Source organism: Leptospira weilii, from assembly GCF_006874765.1.
GTDB classification, from domain to species: Bacteria; Spirochaetota; Leptospiria; order Leptospirales; family Leptospiraceae; genus Leptospira; species Leptospira weilii.
Genome location: NZ_CP040840.1, coordinates 1389850 through 1405000, shown reverse-complemented (window position 1 = coordinate 1405000; position 15151 = coordinate 1389850). Strand labels below are relative to the sequence as shown.

Annotated in this window: 16 protein-coding genes and 1 pseudogene (1 of these 17 cut by a window edge); 5 read left to right on the top strand and 12 right to left on the bottom strand. The window is 42.1% G+C overall.

From position 1 onward, the window contains the following. Window positions 1–736: the 3' portion of an NAD(P)-binding protein gene (locus tag FHG67_RS06755; protein ID WP_004496372.1), read on the top strand. Its footprint begins 521 nt before the window's first position; 736 of the gene's 1257 nt are visible here — the last part of the coding sequence; the start codon falls outside the window, past its left edge; its stop codon occupies window positions 734–736. Here the strand turns inward: FHG67_RS06755 and FHG67_RS06750 are convergent. Then, window positions 733–1566, bottom strand: a complete 834-nt coding sequence (locus tag FHG67_RS06750; RefSeq protein ID WP_142499706.1) for a class I SAM-dependent methyltransferase — start codon at window positions 1564–1566, stop codon at window positions 733–735. The two genes, FHG67_RS06755 and FHG67_RS06750, sit on opposite strands and share 4 nt — an antisense overlap. Window positions 1567–2371: 805 nt before the next feature. Here FHG67_RS06750 and FHG67_RS06740 point away from each other — a divergent pair. Further along, window positions 2372–2506: pseudogene (locus FHG67_RS06740) on the top strand (SET domain-containing protein-lysine N-methyltransferase); the annotation flags it as partial. Between the two features lie 1119 nt (window positions 2507–3625). Here FHG67_RS06740 and FHG67_RS06735 read toward each other — a convergent pair. The 8 genes from FHG67_RS06735 to FHG67_RS06695 all read right to left on the bottom strand — a co-directional run bounded on the left by FHG67_RS06735 (window position 3626) and on the right by FHG67_RS06695 (window position 12552). Then, window positions 3626–4783, bottom strand: coding sequence for a replication initiation factor domain-containing protein (locus FHG67_RS06735; protein ID WP_004502119.1), 1158 nt, complete (start codon window positions 4781–4783; stop codon window positions 3626–3628). A gap of 588 nt (window positions 4784–5371) precedes the next feature. After that, window positions 5372–5572 (bottom strand): DUF2283 domain-containing protein, encoded by a 201-nt coding sequence (locus tag FHG67_RS06725; protein WP_010579166.1) that lies wholly within the window; start codon window positions 5570–5572, stop codon window positions 5372–5374. A gap of 68 nt (window positions 5573–5640) precedes the next feature. Further along, window positions 5641–5883: a type II toxin-antitoxin system HicA family toxin gene (locus FHG67_RS06720; protein ID WP_004501442.1), complete on the bottom strand. Its 243-nt coding sequence runs from the start codon at window positions 5881–5883 to the stop codon at window positions 5641–5643. Next, window positions 5884–6108, bottom strand: coding sequence for a type II toxin-antitoxin system HicB family antitoxin (locus tag FHG67_RS06715; protein WP_004501435.1), 225 nt, complete (start codon window positions 6106–6108; stop codon window positions 5884–5886). Window positions 6109–6257: 149 nt separating this feature from the next. Next, complete coding sequence (locus FHG67_RS06710) at window positions 6258–6536, bottom strand: hypothetical protein (protein WP_004503304.1); 279 nt, start codon at window positions 6534–6536, stop codon at window positions 6258–6260. After that, window positions 6533–7813 (bottom strand): ParB N-terminal domain-containing protein, encoded by a 1281-nt coding sequence (locus FHG67_RS06705; protein ID WP_142499705.1) that lies wholly within the window; start codon window positions 7811–7813, stop codon window positions 6533–6535. The genes FHG67_RS06710 and FHG67_RS06705 overlap by 4 nt, the downstream gene beginning before the upstream one ends. Then, entirely contained in the window at window positions 7810–8583 is a 774-nt protein-coding gene (locus FHG67_RS06700) for a ParA family protein (protein WP_142499704.1), read from the bottom strand. Before FHG67_RS06700 ends, FHG67_RS06705 begins: the two co-directional genes overlap by 4 nt. 327 nt (window positions 8584–8910) lie before the next feature. After that, on the bottom strand, window positions 8911–12552 hold the full coding sequence (locus tag FHG67_RS06695; protein ID WP_142499703.1) for a tyrosine-type recombinase/integrase: 3642 nt from the start codon (window positions 12550–12552) through the stop codon (window positions 8911–8913). Between the two features lie 184 nt (window positions 12553–12736). Between FHG67_RS06695 and FHG67_RS06690 the strand changes: the two genes are divergently transcribed. Genes FHG67_RS06690 through FHG67_RS06680 form a run of 3 tightly spaced genes read left to right on the top strand, consistent with a single transcriptional unit; the run spans window position 12737 to window position 13664 of the window. Further along, on the top strand, window positions 12737–13117 hold the full coding sequence (locus tag FHG67_RS06690; protein WP_016758334.1) for a helix-turn-helix domain-containing protein: 381 nt from the start codon (window positions 12737–12739) through the stop codon (window positions 13115–13117). Window positions 13118–13132: 15 nt separating this feature from the next. Further along, window positions 13133–13339, top strand: a complete 207-nt coding sequence (locus FHG67_RS06685) for a hypothetical protein (RefSeq protein WP_004495222.1) — start codon at window positions 13133–13135, stop codon at window positions 13337–13339. Continuing rightward, window positions 13329–13664 (top strand): type II toxin-antitoxin system RelE/ParE family toxin, encoded by a 336-nt coding sequence (locus FHG67_RS06680; protein ID WP_004501434.1) that lies wholly within the window; start codon window positions 13329–13331, stop codon window positions 13662–13664. Before FHG67_RS06685 ends, FHG67_RS06680 begins: the two co-directional genes overlap by 11 nt. Before the next feature lie 263 nt (window positions 13665–13927). Here the strand turns inward: FHG67_RS06680 and FHG67_RS06675 are convergent, their stop codons facing one another. The 3 genes from FHG67_RS06675 to FHG67_RS06665 all read right to left on the bottom strand — a co-directional run bounded on the left by FHG67_RS06675 (window position 13928) and on the right by FHG67_RS06665 (window position 15147). Continuing rightward, the gene (locus tag FHG67_RS06675; RefSeq protein ID WP_142499702.1) at window positions 13928–14137 is read right to left on the bottom strand and encodes a hypothetical protein; all 210 of its coding nucleotides are present in this window, start codon (window positions 14135–14137) and stop codon (window positions 13928–13930) included. A gap of 136 nt (window positions 14138–14273) precedes the next feature. After that, a complete protein-coding gene (locus FHG67_RS06670) occupies window positions 14274–14483 on the bottom strand; it encodes a hypothetical protein (RefSeq protein WP_004502134.1) in 210 nt (69 codons plus the stop codon). Window positions 14484–14610: 127 nt separating this feature from the next. Beyond that, on the bottom strand, window positions 14611–15147 hold the full coding sequence (locus FHG67_RS06665) for a leucine-rich repeat domain-containing protein (protein ID WP_004502136.1): 537 nt from the start codon (window positions 15145–15147) through the stop codon (window positions 14611–14613). Window positions 15148–15151: the final 4 nt, after the last annotated feature.

Below are 15151 nucleotides of genomic sequence, written 5' to 3'. Positions count from 1 at the left end.
CAACACCTGCACGCTCAAAAGCGCGAAAAATTATCCGGCGGAAGCGGTGATTCGATATCACTCGAACGGATTGAAATTTCTGCGATTTCTAACCGCCAGCCGGGGAACCAGGGACATCACGAAAAAACTTTCGATCGGAGCGAAGGAGCTTAGACTAAGGTCCAATCCCCAAAGGATCGAACAGAACGGTAAAAAAGTTTTTGTTTCTTTCGATGACGGAAAGGAGGAATTCGATCGGGTCGTGGTCGCTACTCCAGCAAATCAGGCAATTCCGCTTCTTCCGGACGATATGACTCAGGAGAAAAAACTTCTTTCCTCATTCCGTTACGAAGAATCGGAAGTTTTGATGCACACCGACTCCTCTTTTATGCCCAATAAAAAAAGACATTGGGCTCCTCTTTGTTTCACTCTTTCGCCGGAAACGGATAAACCTTCGGCTACGATTCGATTGAACAAAGTGCTTCCCGAAATCGGAAAGATCGAAATTTTTCAAACCTGGAATCCTTTGGAAGAACCTAAGCAAGGCACACTGATTTCCCGTTCCCGATTTGAGAGACCGATCATCGATCTGAAAAATCGAAAGACCACCGAAGAATTGAAGACCCTTCAGGAACAACCGGGAAGAAAAATCTGGTTTTGCGGCTCTTATGCGAGGTACGGAATTCCTCTTTTAGAAGCGGGAGTGTCCACTTCCTTGGACGTAAGACGTTGGGTTGAGAATTCGATGCGTTCTTAATCCGGTTTCACGGCCGCGTAAAGAACAAATTGAAAGTATCTTTTCATTCTTTCCCCGCCTAGAAATTCCGCAAAACGGGAATACTTACGAGCGATTCTTTGCGGGATGCGGGGCTCTTTCATTTTCTTTTTGAGAAAACTCGAGAATCCTCCGAAGACATCTTCTTCTAAAAAATCGAAACCATCCGATACGAATCCGGAAGACTTTAAAAGTTGGGAAAGGGAATCGGGTGTGACTCGATTATTTTTAGGAATAGAACTCAATGTACAAACTAGATCTCTCAGCCGAGAGTCTAGAATTCCCAATCTAGAATTTTTTAAGACCAACTCCGCGGAAACGAACCTACCTCCGGGTTTTAATACACGAAAGACTTGTCTGCAAAATTCTTTTCGATCGGAGAAAAAAGAAGCGCTGTCCAAACAAAGGATTCGATCGAAGAAGCGATGCGGAAAAGAAACGATCGCCGCTTCGACGGGAGAACAAATCAGTCCAGGTAAAATATCCGATCGAGACTCGAACAGATTTTTTACAAACCCCACTTGCACCGAGGAACCGTTGACTCCGATAAGATCGGCAAAGTCTAGGAAAAATTCCTCCTTCCAGACAAAGAACTGATCCCCGCATCCGAAACCTAAGTCCAATACCTTGAGTCCCCGTTTGAGATCCGCTCTTTCACCTAAAAGTCGAGCCAACGCCTTACAGGCAGTCGGATAATCCGTCGTGTCTTTCCAGTAACCCAGATTTGCCCAGGAAGAATTTTCCGGATTGAGATAAAGATGAGTGAGAGTATCCGGAGTTTCTTCCGGTCTTATTTTTCTAAAAAGTCTCATTCAAAAAAATTTCCTAAAGGGAAACGATCGAAATTTTGGATCGAATCGGCGATTTGAATCATTCTACGAAGTTTCTAGTTCTGATCTTTGGAAGAATTTTTTTGTAAAATTTCAACGCAAGTTCATGTCGCATTAATGAACGGCTATACATATATTTAGCCCGATCGATCGGTATTTTCAAATCGGTCTCCAAGCCCGCTAAAAAAATCGAATTCGGTCCTATCAATTATCACACTTTTAGATCCGATGAAACAAGGAGCAATTTGCTGTTTCGAAAGATTCGACGGTAAAAAAGTTTATCCGATTTTAGTCGACCATTCGGAAAAACTTCCGATGTCGTAAAAAATTTTTCGATCTTTACGGACTTTGGTTCTTTTTCCAAAGAGAGAACGAACTTCGAAGAACAAGCGAAACTTATCCAAGGAAAAATCAAAGATCGATTTTCGACGATTCGTTTTTTAGAGACAGGCAAAGTCCCGGTCGAAACTAGAAAAATCCAAACATTGGAATCGGCTCTTTCGCAAGTTCCTCTTGTTCTAGAAATTAACGAAAATAATTTCAAGATTTTACGAATGGGTTCGTCTCAAACAGAAGAAGGAAAGACTTTCTTGAAGCCTTTAGCCCCTCGAAAGTTGATCTTGGAAAATTTATTTATGTTTTTAGAATGGGTTTTCCTTACGAGACAAGTCGGCAAGAACTTGCACTAAATATTACTCGGATTAAGTATTTTAATTGAAGTTTTTTTTATACCATTCTTGATAGATAAAAATTTTGCCATTGGCAATAAACGCAGGGATCTTTCTGCATGATCGAAAAACGAATCAACAAATTCGGGGAAAACGGAACCTTCGCAACGAAGACCATCCCCAAGGGAACCTTGCTGTTCAGTTACAGCGAGTGGATCGAAGACGAAGAATTTGGATGGATCGTGACTAGCGTGCCCTAAGCCTTTTCCCGTCAAAGTCGCAAAATTCCAAGAGCGTTCCCCGATCCGAACCGTTTTAGCTCCTAATCGTTGACGCCTCCGAAAAAAAATCCCCTTAGACCGTTTTTGAAAATACACAAGAAAATTTCCCTAAGAACACTTTGGAAATATTCAAATTCCTTCATGTGATTTCCGAAAAAAACGGAAATAAACGAAACATTTTTTAGGTTTTCATTCTAAATTCCGGAAATATTGGAGATCCAATTTCCAAGTTCAACCTTTCAAACTCTGAAATTGCGGAAAACTTCGGATTTCTTCAGGTTTTTCAAGAATACAGGCAAGAGTCTTGCTCGTTTCCCGGTCCCAATTCGTATTCTGCAAGGATTCACCGATTCAAGACCGTATTCTTGCTTTCTGCCGGATTAAAAAGCCTCATAGGGCTCGGACAAGACCCGAACAGAACTCGAATAGAACCAGTTTAAAATATGATAGGGCTCGAACAGAACCCGAACAGAGCTTGAACAAAACCCGTTTGAAATGCGATAAAACGCAAATCAAAGCCGTTTCGCGTTCGTTCTCGCTCCCTTTTCATCCTTTAGATTCCATACAAGTCTCACACAGATACCGAACAAGTGTCGAATAAGTTCATTTTGAAATACGATATGTTCCGAACAAGTTCCACACAAGTATCGAACAAGTTCACTTTGGGAAATCATATGTTCCGAACAAGTCCCGTTTGAAATGTAATAATACAAAAATCAAGCGGCCGCTTCCGTCTTTAGCCGTAAAACTTGGTTCCTTTCCGATGAAATTTTGATAGATGTTAGTAAATGCTAGTGTTTTCCCGAATCCGCGATTCATTCAAAAATTCTTACGTAATTAGCGAGTCTTTGTTTTTTAAAGTCTCTCTAAAGTTCCGTTATTGTTTCAGTAAGGTTCCAGTAAAGTTTCGCTTTTTTTGAAAAAGTGATTCAGCAAGAACGATTTTAGAAGGTTTTGTTCAAGTTTCTCTCGGGTCTGATTCAAAAATTGAAGCCTTTTTTCATTTTTGATTCGGTTTCGAACTAAAAACGAACTTTCCAGGATTCTTCAAACGAATTAGGTTTCGTTTTCAATTTTAAAGTTTCACTTTTTTCAAAAAGGAATCTCATGAATGGGAATTTCAAAAGTCTTTTTACCTTTTTCTCGATGAGATTTTAATAAATTTTGATATTTCGGATTTCTTTCCATCTTCTCTTGTCCGATTTTCAATACTTCAAGTAGATATTCTTCTCCATACGCTTCTGTTAGAAGTTTGAGTGAACTCGAAGCTTGCGTTTTTAACCAGTTGTCGATTTCCTCTAGTCCCGTTTCGTTCTTTGGTAGACCGATCGATTGACCTTCCGATACTTTCAAGAATTTTGTCCACCAACTACAATCAGGCCAATGCCGCTTGTGGGTTTCTACTAAGTATCCAAAACCCATGCTATCCTCTTTCTGTTTGTAATACGGATCTAAAAACTTCAAATAGTAATACGCTGTCTTGGGAAAGCTACGATCCGCAAACGTTGCCCGTCTCGGATCCGGAAAGCGATTCTTACCCTTCACAATCTCACCGGTTTCAGGATTCACGTTCCAAGTAGGATTGCAATACTGGTCCGCCGCTTCCTGGCTCAATTGAAACTCGACCCGGTTCCATACCGGCCAATTACAATTCTCTTCTCCCACTTGCAGCATCTTGTCATAGATTCGAACAAAACAATTACTTCCTCGATACGCTCCGATATAGATTGTATAGCCGTGTTGCCCAATCTTGTGGTCTTTAAATAAACTTCCCCTCTCTATTAATGTCACCGGTGATTCATATTTCGTATATCCTCGAAACCGTGTCGAGATTTCCTTTCTCTTTAACTTCTCATAGATCAAAGGTAAATCTAAGAGTCCTTCGTAGTCGTCTTGGGCAAGATCAATCCGGGTGAATTTTCCCTTTCTCTCAATCGCTCCTTGGATGAGTCCCGCTAAACTCGTTGCACCTAATCCAAAATGATACAGTGCCTTCGACGAAAGGGATACATAGACCTTTTGGTTTCTTCTCTCCGGTGAATACGCTCCAAACACTTCGCCACTTGTGCGAAAGGTTTTCGTATATCCCGAAAAGCCTTTCTCTTCGGTTCTTAGCTCTCCAAAGACCGATTCTAGCCAGTCCCAGCTTTCGTCCGTATATTCCACCGTGAACGACAGCCAGTCTACAAACGGTTTCTTGAGTTCTTCCGGCACAGAGATTGTTTGTTCCCAATAGTATTTAAGTCCCATACAAGCCGATTTCTCCCTTTGTACACTAGGGACTTTTTGAATTTTCAACATTAGCAGGGGGGTGTTACTATCCCCCCTCCGCCCCGACGTTTCCGTCGGAGTCGTCTTTAGAAAAGATTCCAAAGATCGGGTTTTTAAGTTTAGAGGCCCCAAGGAAAGGAGCGCAATGTATTAGGGCGGGGGTTTTCGAGGATTTCCTTTTCGAGTTAAGGGAAATCGTGCTATTTAACTCTCTTTGGTATCACAAATTTAGGCAACTCGTTTTTTCGGAAGGAGGCATTTTAGGACCCGAACAGGACTCGTTTTCCGTACTTTTTTTCTTCTTCGGTAAAAGTTCTAAATTACTCTCTTTTCCCGGTTTCTTTCCCGGTTTTTTAAAATAGAAACAAGATCCTTCTCGTTAAACCGAAATCCTTCAAACCGTTATTGTACATTTTTGTGCCGATATCTCTTGAATACGGGCTTTCCTTTCCTCTTCCCCTTGAACTCCGATATCTCTTCGCGATTTGGATATGCCAAACAATCACGGCTAAAGAGGGAAGTTTTCTTCTACATCCTTGTTAAGGAAAGAAGATCCTAACTTGAAAACTACGGTTTTGCAGTCTCAAAAAGGATCGAGGATATATCAACGTATTTGGAAGCATGTCCATGAATATCAATCCCTACGGGTCTACCGTTTTCATCCAAGTCTACGTTTAGGTCTGAATTAATCTCTTTCGTCTCGAAAGAAGGGCGGTTCGACAAATCAATATAGATTGAATCAGTTTCAGGATAGTGTGTTATTCTCATTCTTTAAAACCTAAGATCAAAAAAGCCGTTGTGGATCGTATCTTGAAAAATCAACTGCTGTGACAGCTCTAAAATTCTTCAAAAGCATCTAAAAAATCGTCTCTGGAAATCCCGGATTGAGAACAGATTGTACGTAACGTAGATCCTTTAATCTTGGAATGGTTCGGAATCGTTAAAGGTGTTTTAGTTCCATCCGGATTTTCACGACTCATCGATATGTGTTCTCTTTCTCTAATAATTTCAAAACCCAGGAATTTCAGGGCTTTGATTACTCGCGCTTTGGGAGCATCTACAGGAAATTTCTGAGGCAATCAATCCACCGCTACCGCTTCCGCAATAAAGGCTTCCATCACGGGAGATTCTTCTTCAAATACTTCTTCTCCAAACGTTTCAATATGAAATCGAATCGCTGACTTTACATCGTTTAGAGCTTCTTCGTAACTGTCTCCCTGTCCCACTACCACACCTTTGAGTCCAAGCGGATACGATACATATCCGTCTGGATGTTTCTCAATGATTACTTTTAATTGTCTCATCTTGAATATTGAAGTCTCCCAATTTCTCCTTTGTCCAATCCTTTTTCTCTCTCATATCTGCTAAAGGGAAGTTTTCAAAGTGAGGAAAATGTAGGAAATTTGAGGGATAAAATCAGCTGTTTTTTTCTCACTTTTTAGACTCATTTCTTCTACTGGATCGACCTTCTTCCGATCACTCTCAGTTTTCTCTCAATCTCGATTTCCTTCTCCGCTGTCTTTGTTAATTGAAGAATCAACTCTTGAATCTTCTTGCGATATACTTTCCATTTCTGTAATAGACTTTTTACTTCCTCTCTCTTCTTTGCCGAACTCATTTTGTCATATCTCTTCCCATACGATTCCATTCTGTTTTGGAGGGAAGCTTCTTTCTCCACCGCTTTCGGATCAATTCCATTTAAGGCTCGTTTTGTCTCGTTTTTGCTTTTCATTTAGACACCTCCCAAACCCGCTTCTTTTCTCCGACTGCTGTGAGCTTTTCTACAATCTCCGAATAGCCCCGATGGTAAGCCGCTATTTCTACGTCCAACTTCTCTTTCTTCTTTCGAAGCTGTATGAGCCTTCCTACCAAGCGGCTCACTTCCGTTTTCTTGCCCGATGCGCTCATCTTCCCATACTTCTTTTGAAACTCCTTCACCTTCGCTTGCTCGATTTGTCTCGGACTCTTCTTGCCTTCATCCTTCTTGGCCGGTTTCTCTTTCTTTGTGGTTTGCTTCGGGTCTTTGGTTTTTAACTCTTTCTTTAATTCGGAAACATAATTCCTTGCGGTTCCAAGTGGAATTCTCTCTTCTTCCGATATCTTTTTAGCTAACTCTTTTTTAGGCTTCTCGATCAAACTATGACCCTCATAGTTTGATTTTCCAGAACCGCTTCCAGCAAGAGAAGATTCCTTCTTTCCCAAATCCTTTCCAGAATTACCGATCAAAAGATCGGGGTGAACTTTTGATTCTTTCGCTTGCTCCTCTAAGGCGCCAACTTCACCGAAGAATAACCCAAGCTCACTTCCGGACATTCCATCCGTTTCTTTGAATAAACTTCCTAACTTCTCTTCGCTTAATATTTCTGAATCTAAAACCCTCTCTTGTTTTGTTTCTTCTACCTTGAAATTCTCTCCTTCTTTTTTAGACGACTCGCTCTTTCTGTCCCCACCTCGGTTGTCTTGTACAAGTTCATCTTTGTATTTGCGAAGGATTCTTCTCTTTAGCCGCTCCTTTCTCTGCTCACTGGTTAAATGTCTTCGAAATAAATTGTCTCCTTCGAGTATGTCGTATTCCTCCTCAAGCGTTAACTCGTTCATATAATATCGAACCGGTATGTTCTCGATTCGACGCCGCACGTTCTCGTCTTCGTGCTCCTTTAACTCTAAAGCTATCCGGTATCGGTTCTCTCCCGTGACAAGTGTCCCGTCCTTTCTTGCGGTTAACGCATCCAAGATTCCATTTAGCGCAATGTTCTCTTTGAGATTTGCATATTCTTCCTCACTTAAGTGGTCAAAGTCGTTTCTCGGATTTGGCTTCAAACTCTCAGGCTTCACCATCTTCACGATCGGATTGAGAGTAATCCCCTTCGGTATATACTGTTTCCCAAATGTGGATCCGGGCCGGGGAGTGGACTCTTGCGCTTCCATCCACTCTTTCGCCTTCTCTTCTAAGGAAACTTTGGAGGAGGTCTCTTTCTTTGTTCCTTTTGCTTTCTCTTCCGCTTTCATCTTTTACCCCCTTTTAAGTTTCTTAATACTTCGTTCGTTAACTCCTCAAATAACTCGTATCCCTTTGTGTTTTCCTTTAAAGCCTTTCCCGTCTCTGTGGCCGCTTCAATTGCAGACAACTTCCATATCACTGTATTGGATACTTCGTATTTCTTTCTCAAGCTCAAGATCCTCTCCGTTTCCTTCTTTCCCTTACTCGCAATCGAGGGGACAAGTAAGGTCTTTACTCCCTTGCTTTTTTCTTCCGCTTCCCGATACTCTTCGTATATACTTTCTATTTCCCCCAGTAACGTCTTTGTTCCTTGAAAGTTCCACCGGGAAGGCCTCACCGGATACAATACCATATCCGCTATCCAAAGCGCAAATCTCAGCTCCAAACTCAAATACACCGGCGTATCGATGATTACAAAATCATATTCAAGTTTCTTTAACTTCTCCGCAAATGATCCCAACACTCTCGGGTCACTTCCTAAGTCCTCCGTGATCTTCCCTAAAGATATTGTCGCCGGTAGTACTTCAATCCCCGGAAATCGGGTCTCATACACACAAGCCTCGATTTCTTTTTGTTCGAGTAGCGCGTGATATATGTTCCTTTCGTCCAATTCCTCCTCTCTCACTCCACGAAGAAAAAAGTCAGTTAGGTTGTTGTTCAAATCCAAGTCCATACAAAGGACTCTCTTTCTCTTCTCCCGTAACTGGATGGATAGATTAATCGCGGTCGTTGTCTTTGCAACCCCGCCTTTCAAATTCGCAAGCGTGATAATATTCATTCTAATACACTCCGTTTTAGAACTCAGATGTTAGATTTCAGAGTTCAGTTATTTTTCCCTAATAGTGCAATTTCGCTTTAACAAAGGTTGATTTCCCTCCTTCTGTAAATTTCCTGATCCCTGATTTCTGACTTCTGATCCCTAATAAGCCTTCGGCCTCCTAAGTGGTTTAGGCTTTTTGAATTCTGTTAATTTTTTGAAATAAAGAACGGCTAAAGAGGGAAGTCCTCTCTTTAACCGGTCCTTTTCGTTTGCTTGTTTAGAGATATGGAATGTTACAAGAACCTAATTACTGATCCCTAACACCTAATTACTGATTCCTAGACACTAACTCGTATTCGGTTCTTCTTGAGTTTTGGTCTTGTCCTTTGCTTCAAGTTCTTCTTTTTGAGGAGAAGCCCCTCCCACAAGTGAACTTGAATCCGGAGTATGCAGTGACGGATGAGTCTTGTCATATACCTCTTTCAGCTTGCGGATCGCTACGTGCGTGTAGATTTGAGTCGTGCTCAAATTCGCGTGCCCAAGCATTTCTTGTACATGTCGTATGTCCGCCCCGTTGTCAAGCATCCCGGTTGCTGTCGTATGCCGGAAGATATGTACCGACTGTCTCTTTTCCACTCCCGCCGCTTTGCGATACCCGGAAAATAAACTCGTAATATTATTTACATCCATCTTGAAGCCATACTTGTTTAAATACAGACTCTTCTCTTCCTCATTGTGTGATAACACGGGGCGGCCCTTCTCTAAATACTTCTTCACCCAACTTAGTGCACGGTCACTGATCGGAATCAGTCGGCTCTTCTTGCCCTTGCCCTCCCTCACAAGCAGCGTATTGGTTGCAAAGTCAATATCGCTTAAAGAAAGATTCCCAAGTTCCATCCTGCGGATTCCGGTCGAATAGATCACCTCAAGCATCGCTCTGTCTCTTAGCCCAAATACGTCGCTTACATCCGGTAATGACAAGATTCTCTCCGCTTCTTCCACACTCAGCACGTTGTGCGGTATGCTACTTTTCACAAACTTAGGAATTTCCCAGTCAAGGGAAGGATTCACAAGCAACTCTCGCTTTTTTACAAGCCACGTAAAATAGTCCTTCACTACCGCAAGTCTCTTGTGCTTCTGATTGTGAGCGATATCCTTTCCGTCATTCTTGTTCTTTAAACTCATCACTTGACTGCGGTATCCTCCCGTTTCTCTTTCTTCGGGGAAAGATAGCCCAAGGGCAAATTCTTCTCCCTCCTTTCCTTCTCCTTCATACAAAAGTTCATATTCCGCTATTTGGCCCTGTCGTCCGCTTCGTACGATCAAGTATTCCAATTCCTCCAGTCGCCTCAAGTGGACTCTAAGTCTCGTATCGCTCATTCCGAGTCTCTCTCTCGCTTGACGTCTTGTGAATCTCACTTCACTCTTGGTAAGCTTTTGTTCCTCACTTTCTTTTGTAACCATTGCGTGAAGTGAATACAATACTTCCTTGGTCTGCGGCGTTAACTCTTCGAGCGTCCTTCCCAAGATCTTCGAGGCGAGAATACTTCCAAGCTCCATGTCTTTTCTTTCCACCTCGATGTATTCGAATCTCTCTCCCTTCTCGTCGGTTCCGATCTTTTTCTCTCTTTGGTATTGATGAAGAAGTGCGATCGATTTGATGAGCGTGAGAACCTTTCTTTGATCCCGGCGCATCCGGAGTTTCGTATCCGGAAACTTTAACTCTTTTGCATACGGATTCACAACCACTAAAGGACGAAGGATCCTTTGTAGATTCTTGTGAAGCGTTAGTATCTTGTCTGTGTCTCGTTTCTTTACGATTCCCTCTAAGGTCTCTTGCTCTCTTTGGATTTCGAGTATCGTTCTTGTCTGTTCTCTTCCTTCGTTTACCGTCAAGATGAGGCATCTGTTTTCTAACTCCTCATCAATCTCTAAGTTTGTGGTTGTGAGAAAGATCACGACTGGGCCTTCCACGCTGTATTCTTCCGTCACCGTTCTTCCCGTCGTCGGGTCTTTCATGGCACTCGCAATGCTGATTTTCTTTTCACTCTGGAGTATCTTTAACGCGTATTTCGCCCGTTCCGCTCCTTCTTCTTCCGATATCGCTAACACCTTGTTCTTTAAATTCTTCGAGGACATATAGAAAAGGCTTTGGCCGGTCATCGCCGAATACTTCTCTTTCTCTTCTTCCGGTACAAAATCAAGGATAGAGTCCATTAGGGTCGACTTACCCGCACTCGAGGAGCTTTGTATAATAATGGCAAGCGGGTTCTCCGTTCTTCTTGTAATACTCGCGAGATATCCAACTAAAGAATTGATTCTCTCTCCCACAAGTCCGCATCTTTCAAAGTCCAGGATGATATTGGTTAGCAGTTTCTCGTCTTCCAAATACCGGATCGCTTGGGCCCTTTCTTCCGGAGTTAACTCCACTTCCGTCTTTACGTTTCTTTCCTTTTCTTTCTCGTTCAATACCTCTTCCAAGATATTGATGAGTCTTCCGATTTCTCTCTTGATCGTTTCCTCTTTTTGGTTTAACTCATTCGAAGCAGTTGATATATATGCCGTTCTGCCTTTGTAACTGAGTAAGTCCACTGTGTCTACGTGGTATCTTTCTTTTTGGCTCACCTTGAGCGTCACTTTCAATGTTTCTAATGTATTGCGAAAGAGGCCTTTTGCTAAATACTTTCTCTCTCCAAAGTTTACTTCCACTTCTTCCTTTGTGATCTTTATTTCCGGTTGGTCTTCTTGTTTTGTTGGGTATGGCGGGGTATTCTCTTCTCCATTTTCCTTTAAGGAAATCCCTTCGGCGGCCGCATCGATTGCCCTTTCCGGTTTTTGTTGTCTTGTCTCGAAGTCCTCTTCTCCATACAACGGACTTTCTTCCAACAGTCGTAACAACTTGTCTTGAGGCTCTTCACTTCGCACCGCCACTTCATTTACATCCATTCCCAGCGGGAACAATACTCGATACGTTGTGATTCCCTCACTCTTTAATTTGAGGTGGACATTCTTTGCTCCCTTGTCTCCCGCGCCGTCCCCGTCATACGAAATATATATCTTCTCTATCCCTTTCTCTAAAATCCTTTCGTGCAGTTCTTGGGTATATCCTTCCACTCCGTAACTGCAAGTCACGTTTCGGATTCCGTTCTCCCAATACGTCAACGCGTCGAGTAGCGATTCGCAAAGTACTAGCTCATTCTTTGCAAACGCGTCTTCTTCATTCCAGATTCCCAAATGTCTTCCAGGGATATACAAATGATCCGGGGAGCCCGATTTACTCGGGATGATTCTTCTTCCATACATCCCGCACACTTCCCCCGTGCGCGTAAAGATCGGGATTACGATTCTTCCCCGGAAATACTCTTGTCCGTTCTCGCTCAAGATTCCAAAGTCCTTCAACACGTCTCTCACCTTGACTCCGATTCCGCTTTGTCTTACCGGTAACGTTCTTCCCATTCTTCCGTCACAGTAGCCTAACTTGAATTTGGTGATCGATTCCTCGCTTCCCACTTTCCTTGTATTCAGATACGAAAGCGCGATTCTACTTTCTCTTAGCGTACTTTGGTAGTAACTCAATGCGTTGAAGATGATTTCCCGTTCTTCTTCTCCCAGTCCTTCCGTCGTCGGGATCTTTCTTCCCAGTTCCCTTGACAACGCAAGCGGCGGGGCTGGTTTCTTGTTCCCAAGTCCCGTACTTTTCGTGAGATTCTCTTTCAGCACTTGGGCCGCTTCGTTAAAGCCGATTCCCTCTTTCTTCATGAGAAAATCGATCGCGCTTCCTCCCGTCTGGCAGGCTCCCATGCAGTGCCACAAGTTCTTTGTAGGGGTTACGACAAACGAAGGCGTTTTGTCTTCGTGGAACGGGCATCTTCCCAGCCAGTTCAGCCCGTGTTTTTTTAGCTCGATTCCATATCCGCGTATCAACGCAAGCAGGTCCGTTTCCGTTTTTAGGCGGGTAATCTCTTCTTTTGGCATGTAGGGCGGCATCGGAGGCTCCTGGTGGGGAAAATTTTTTTTGTAAAATATGAAGCTCGGATAAGCAACATATATGGTTCCAAAGGAACTATCAATGTTTCAATAGGTCAACCCTTTTTGTTTCCCAATGTATCATAAAAGAGGGCGGTTATTGATAGACAGGTCACTTTAGATAACGTATATGTTTTAAGTGGAAATGAAAAAGAAGTCCCGCGCTACCCAAACAAACGAATTCCCTACACGGCTCAAAGAGTTAAGAATTCAAAAAGGATTCTCTCAGGAAGATCTTGCGAAAATGGTAGGTCTTCACAAAAATCATATCGGACGGTATGAGCGTGGAGATTCTCAACCCACTGCCGACAAGATCAGAAAACTCGCGGATACACTTGGTGTATCCGGAGACGTTTTACTAGGAAACACAACACAAGATCAGGCTAAAATTCAGATAGGAGACAGAGACCTTTTGAATCTTTTTAGTGAAGTTGAAAAGTTGTCCAGTGAGGATAAAGAAAAGGTCAGCGACTTTCTCGACGCATTCCTCATGAAACGAAAAATGAAACAAATGGTCGGAAGATAACCGGATCAAGCAACCATGAAAGTCCTTCTCGATATTAAAGATAGTAAAGCACATTCCCTCTTGGAAATCCTAAAGGGCCTCTCTTTTGTGAAGACAACAACTCTCACTTCTCCCAAAGCGAAATTCATAGAAGACGTTAAAGAGGCCGTCGAGGAAATGAAACTCGTTAAGGCCGGTAAACTTAAAGCTAGACCCGCTCAAGATTTACTCGATGAACTTTAAAGTTTTTACTCTGCCTAAATTCGACAAGCAAGCAAAAAGGCTCATTAAAAAGTTTCCTTCCCTCAAAAAAGAAATCTCCGGACTCATCGAGTCTCTGAAAACAAATCCGATCCAAGGCACTAAAATCGCTTTAGACTGTTACAAGATCCGTCTCTCAATCGCCTCAAAAGGTAAAGGAAAATCCGGCGGTGCAAGAGTCATCACTCACTTTCTCGTGAAAGACACTGCCGTCTTTCTCATGCTCATCTACGACAAGGCCGAACAAGAAAACGTCTCTAACGCCGAAATCGAAGAACTTTTGAAAGAAATAAACATTCCTCTTTGAAAAAAATGTAAGGTCAATTGTTACTCTACAACTGCCTCAAACCGCCTAATTTTTACGCCTTCTTTTTCTCTACTTTTCTAATGTATCTTTTTTGATCTACAATCACCTAATACAAAAAAAACCGGCGTCTCCACCGGCCAAGTTGTTGGATTTTGGTTGAATGTGCTCACGATTTCTAATCTATTTTTTAAAGACAACGATTTAGAAAAAACGATCCAAGAAATTTCGTCTCAGAATTCGTTTTGAATACCGGATCGGCAGTCTTACTCAGGCTTCGCGTTGAAATCCAAATCTATTACTTTCTCCAAGTCCTCATACGGTACTTCTACTTTTATTAACTCGTCCATCAAGGTATTGTAATATATACACTTGATTTCAGGGCTCCAACTCGCGTCCACATACATCTTCTGGCCCGTTCTCTTGTCTCTTACCGCTTCGCCTAACACATATATTTGTTTGTCTTTGTTTTCCATTTCTTCCCCCAGTTGGGAAACTCACTCCCTGGGTTCCGATTCTTCTAGACATTCCTTACTCCCTTTCGCTTTGTCTTTAATACGAAGGGAGCTTTTTGTTTTTCTCGATATGTGACGATTTCTTTCTGTCAGCGTTTTACTTCGGTAGATATGGCAGTAATCCCTTGATCCGCTCCAAATCTTCCGGTAATTTCTCTACCTTCACAAGGCTTTCCTTCTCTGAGTCAAAATAAACGCAACGTACTTCCGGGGTCCAAGTTACTTCCACATACATCTTTTGACCCGTTACTTTGTCTCTTACAGCTTCCCCTAACGCGTATCCTTTCTTTTTCTTGTTTGTTTCCATTCCCTTTCCCCAGTTGGGAAACTCACTCGTTTACATTCATATTTTTGAATCTTTTCTAAGCATGTCCTAAAAACAAGATGAACCTCAAAACTCCGGACATTTGCTTGTTTCACGGAGAAGCTGCACCCTAAAGCTCGTAATCCTCAGTTTCTACCGGCATTTTCTTGCGAAGCCTTTCAATTGCTTTCTCGGAAAGCTTTGTGCCAGCCGCTCGAAGATCAACGTTTAACTTCAAAAGATCTTCCACAGCTCCATCGTCGATACTGGTATATGAAATATTTAGAATTTTTAAATGTTTCCAATCTCGCAAAACTTTAATCGATTTGTTTGTAATCAAAGTTCCGTCAATATCCAAATGTTCTATTTTATTCTCCTTGATCGACTCAAGGCCAACTTCGGTAATTCGAGTCTTAGTCAAACTCAAAGCAGATATATTATTTAGAATTAATATATACTTCAGCTTTTCGTCAGTAATTGTTGTGCCATCAAGTTTAAATCCCGTCAGTTGACTCAATTCTTTTTTGGTAAGTGGCTCGCTTTTTGGATACAATGAATTCAAATAAGCCAAAGCCTCTTCTGTTGGATCATTCTCTTTTGTTTTTCCTTTCACACAGTTCACCAATATTAGAAATATCAAAATATACGTTACTTTCTGAACTTTCATACTT

Excerpts from the sequence above, each read along its gene's own strand:
- FHG67_RS06750 (WP_142499706.1), bottom strand. The coding sequence starts at position 1,566 with ATGAGACTTTTTAGAAAAATAAGACCGGAAGAAACTCCGGATACTCTC.
- FHG67_RS06735 (WP_004502119.1), bottom strand. The coding sequence starts at position 4,783 with ATGGGACTTAAATACTATTGGGAACAAACAATCTCTGTGCCGGAAGAA.
- FHG67_RS06725 (WP_010579166.1), bottom strand. The coding sequence starts at position 5,572 with ATGAGAATAACACACTATCCTGAAACTGATTCAATCTATATTGATTTG.
- FHG67_RS06715 (WP_004501435.1), bottom strand. The coding sequence starts at position 6,108 with ATGAGACAATTAAAAGTAATCATTGAGAAACATCCAGACGGATATGTA.
- FHG67_RS06710 (WP_004503304.1), bottom strand. The coding sequence starts at position 6,536 with ATGAAAAGCAAAAACGAGACAAAACGAGCCTTAAATGGAATTGATCCG.
- FHG67_RS06705 (WP_142499705.1), bottom strand. The coding sequence starts at position 7,813 with ATGAAAGCGGAAGAGAAAGCAAAAGGAACAAAGAAAGAGACCTCCTCC.
- FHG67_RS06700 (WP_142499704.1), bottom strand. The coding sequence starts at position 8,583 with ATGAATATTATCACGCTTGCGAATTTGAAAGGCGGGGTTGCAAAGACA.
- FHG67_RS06695 (WP_142499703.1), bottom strand. The coding sequence starts at position 12,552 with ATGCCGCCCTACATGCCAAAAGAAGAGATTACCCGCCTAAAAACGGAA.
- FHG67_RS06690 (WP_016758334.1), top strand. The coding sequence starts at position 12,737 with ATGAAAAAGAAGTCCCGCGCTACCCAAACAAACGAATTCCCTACACGG.
- FHG67_RS06685 (WP_004495222.1), top strand. The coding sequence starts at position 13,133 with ATGAAAGTCCTTCTCGATATTAAAGATAGTAAAGCACATTCCCTCTTG.
- FHG67_RS06680 (WP_004501434.1), top strand. The coding sequence starts at position 13,329 with ATGAACTTTAAAGTTTTTACTCTGCCTAAATTCGACAAGCAAGCAAAA.
- FHG67_RS06675 (WP_142499702.1), bottom strand. The coding sequence starts at position 14,137 with ATGGAAAACAAAGACAAACAAATATATGTGTTAGGCGAAGCGGTAAGA.
- FHG67_RS06670 (WP_004502134.1), bottom strand. The coding sequence starts at position 14,483 with ATGGAAACAAACAAGAAAAAGAAAGGATACGCGTTAGGGGAAGCTGTA.
- FHG67_RS06665 (WP_004502136.1), bottom strand. The coding sequence starts at position 15,147 with ATGAAAGTTCAGAAAGTAACGTATATTTTGATATTTCTAATATTGGTG.